Source organism: Lishizhenia sp., from assembly GCF_033720595.1.
Taxonomy (GTDB): domain Bacteria; phylum Bacteroidota; class Bacteroidia; order Flavobacteriales_D; family Crocinitomicaceae; genus Lishizhenia.
Genome location: NZ_JAWWCF010000258.1, coordinates 1 through 3,318 on the forward strand (window position 1 = coordinate 1; position 3,318 = coordinate 3,318).

Genomic DNA, 3,318 nt, shown 5'->3' on the forward strand with positions numbered 1-3,318 from the left:
CCGGTTACGGCATTGGGTCAAGCGATATCTTCAATAGTTATGATATTTGGTTATGCCATATTAGCGGTGCCAACGGGTATTGTTACCAATGAATTTATTAAGTCAGCAAACGATAAAACCGTTAATACACAATCCTGTCCTAATTGTTCTTTAGAAGGACATGACGACGATGCAGCATTCTGTAAGTTTTGTGGATCAGAACTCTAACCAACGATAAGTTTTTCCATACGTTAGTATACAAACAATGACGAATAAGACAATTATATATCTGTTTTCATTTCTATTCCTCTTACTTTCATGTAAAAAGGAAAAAACAACTTGGGGTACCAATTGGAGGGCGCCATTATTTCAAGACACACTAAGTTTCCAGAAGATGGTAGACTCTAATCAAATTGGAGTAGCGAGTGATCATTCTTTAAATTTAACCTTGGACCAAAATTTATTGGAGGCAGATTTGTTTGAGTATTTAAACATTCCAGACACATCAGTGGTGCAGGAGTTTAGTTTAAATTTTTTGAATTGGTATGTGGCCCCAGGAGGAAGTATTCCAACGGATGTAACAGAGTTTGAATTCTTACTAGGTGATGTTGAATTAAACAATGTAGTGATTAGTGAAGGTCAAGCCAGTGTTGAAATTGAAAACCCATTAATAGAACCCACTATTTTCACCATCACTTTTCCAGGTGTAACAAAGAATGGTCAAGTATTTACCCAAACCAAAGAAATACCAGCGGCCCAAAATGGTGTTCCTGGTATGGACGTATTAAACTTTGATTTTTCAGATTATCAATTGGATTTAACTGGAGAAAATGGAACGGCTTTTAATAAATTAGAATCCCAATTGGTGGTTTCATTAAGTCCGGATGGAAATGGTGTGAATGTGACCAATACGGATGTATTCAGGTTCACTTTAGATATTTCCGAGTTAAAGTTGAAATATGCCAGGGGGTATTTTGGTAATATTCATATTACAGATACGGAAACCTTATATGTTGATGAGTTGAATAATATCATCTCTGGTTTAATTGACGTAGAGAATGTTGATTTGAGTTTTTATGTTGAGAATGGTGTAAATGTGAACGGTGAATTAACCTTGGAGCTATTGCAAAGTAAAGCGAAGGATGGAACCACCGTTGATTTACAGAATCCACAAATCAATGTAGCGCAAAGTTTGAATGCTGCGCAATCGGTAAACGGAACTCAAACTCCAGGAGAAGCATTTTTTAATTTTACTTCTACCAATTCAAATATTGAAGATTTTATAGAAAATTTAGGAAGTAGCTATACGGTAGCTTACGATATAGAGATTAACCCTTGGGGGAACACTAGTGGTGGTTATGATGAAATTTTAGAGGGTAGTGCTTTTTCCCTTGATTTAAGGTCGAACATGCCCTTAGCTTTGGGGGTACAAGACTTATTGTATAGAGACACCATAGACTTTGAGCTTACACAAGATTTGGAAGGGAATCATTTGAACAGTGGTCGTTTAATTCTAAACACGAAAAATTCCTTTCCTTTTTCAGGAAGCGTAGGACTTAAGGTTTTGGATGAAAACAAACAAGTTCTAACGAGTTTAAGTGCGGGGTCAACGATTCAAGAGGCTTACGCAGCAGCGGTAACCAATTTGTCAGACTTTCCGTTTGTAGAAAACCAATTAATATTCACCTTGAGTGAGGGAGATGTTGAATTGATGAACCAAGCAAAATACATTGGGTTAGAATTTAAAGTGGATGCAGCCAATAATGATGTTCAACAAATCTATTTGGAGAGTAAACTCATCTTAGAATTATTAACAGATTTTGAATTTTCACATGCTTTATAAAATAGTTTTAATTGGTATTCTAAGTCTTGCTTTTCTTCCTCTTCAGGTAAAAGCTCAATCTTATTTCGGAAATACTTTGTCTATTGATACTTCGCGAGCAGCAGAATTGAATATTGAGGGAATGGGATTTTATCATAGCTCTGCCTTGAACAGAGGATTTCTTCAGTATTTTACGCAAGGTGGATATATATCCAATAGTGAAATTGAGGATAGATTATCCCATCAGAAAGATGTAAATGGTTTAGGGTTTAGTCTATATGGAGCAGTAGATCTCAAATTGCATAACTTGCATTTTGGCGAAGGGAATAAATTTGGTGTAGTGGTATCAGCAGGATCAAAAACCATGTCGAGTTTAGCGTATACCAAAGATTTATTTACGATGGCCTTTCAAGGGAATGCCAATCGTTTGGGAGATAGTTTAATGTTTAACTCTTCTTCCTTTCAATTAGAAAGTTTTCAAAAAATCGGAGTAGGAGTGTTTAATCGAAACACGAATAGCTACTTGCGTTTAAATTTTGTTGGAAGCAACAATACATTGAATAGTTATTTACAACAATCGCATTTCTATTCTTCTGCGAATGGAGATAGTTTGGCCCTCCTTTTAGATGGGGTTTTAAAATACATGGATTCAGAAAAACTGTACAGTTCCTATGGTGCAAGTGTTGACTTTCAATATAACATGCCCTTTGGAGAAGAGAATGATAAGTTTAGAGGAGTGTTATCTTTTAGTGTTCGCGATTTAGGTTTAGTTTATGCCAAAGAAATGACCTATTATAATGTAGATACAAGTATAAGTTTTCAAGGAGCAAACCTAGATAATATTCAAGCTATATTTTCTTTACAAGGAGATGAGGTGCTGGATTCTTTGGGTATTCAAAGTGAACAGATTTCATCCTTGAGGTTTCTTCCATCTACCATTGAAGTAGCTAAGCGAGCAGAATTAAATAGAGAAGATAATTGGCAGTCAATTTTTGGAATTAGAATGTACCCTACCTTGGTGAGTGTGCCACAAGCTTATGCTGGAGCACATTACCGTATTAATAAAATTTTGTCTGCAGGAGCACGTGCCAGTTTTGGAGGATTTGGAGGTTTTAGAGCAGGTGTTTATTTCAGAGCTCATACTTCCAACCTAGATATTTATATGGCTTCTCAAGATATTGTAGGACTTGTGAGTAAACGAGGGTTTGGTAATTCATTACAATTTGGACTAGGATGGTATTTTTAAGGTATATATTGATAATCGTTAGTGTACATTTTTCTGTAAATACGACAGCTCAAATTTACTTTCATAAAGTGTATGCAGGTGCAGAGTATGATTTTGGTTATGATCTTTTTCAAATGGAAGATACAAGCTACTATCTATGTGGAGCGAGTAGTAGTTTTTTAGATGGTCCATCACAAGCAATCTTATTGAAAGTTGATAGCCTTGGAAACAGTATTTGGTCCAAAAGTTATGGAGGAAGTGGTCAAGAGGCATTTTTATCGATGGACAGAGC

Annotated in this window: 2 protein-coding genes and 2 pseudogenes; all 4 read left to right on the forward strand. The window is 35.8% G+C overall.

The window, feature by feature from the left end:
• Positions 1–207 (forward strand): annotated as a pseudogene (locus R3333_RS13615) (ion transporter); the annotation flags it as partial.
• Between the two features lie 166 nt (positions 208–373).
• Positions 374–1,822, forward strand: a complete 1,449-nt coding sequence (locus R3333_RS13620) for a hypothetical protein (protein ID WP_318959324.1) — start codon at positions 374–376, stop codon at positions 1,820–1,822.
• Complete coding sequence (locus tag R3333_RS13625) at positions 1,812–3,047, forward strand: hypothetical protein (RefSeq protein WP_318959325.1); 1,236 nt, start codon at positions 1,812–1,814, stop codon at positions 3,045–3,047. The genes R3333_RS13620 and R3333_RS13625 overlap by 11 nt, the downstream gene beginning before the upstream one ends.
• 8 nt (positions 3,048–3,055) lie before the next feature.
• A pseudogene (locus tag R3333_RS13630) lies at positions 3,056–3,318 on the forward strand (hypothetical protein); the annotation flags it as partial.

What these genes read in the sequence shown, in the direction of transcription:
- R3333_RS13620 (WP_318959324.1), top strand. Translation starts at nt 374, where the DNA reads ATGGTAGACTCTAATCAAATTGGAGTAGCGAGTGATCATTCTTTAAAT.
- R3333_RS13625 (WP_318959325.1), top strand. Translation starts at nt 1,812, where the DNA reads ATGCTTTATAAAATAGTTTTAATTGGTATTCTAAGTCTTGCTTTTCTT.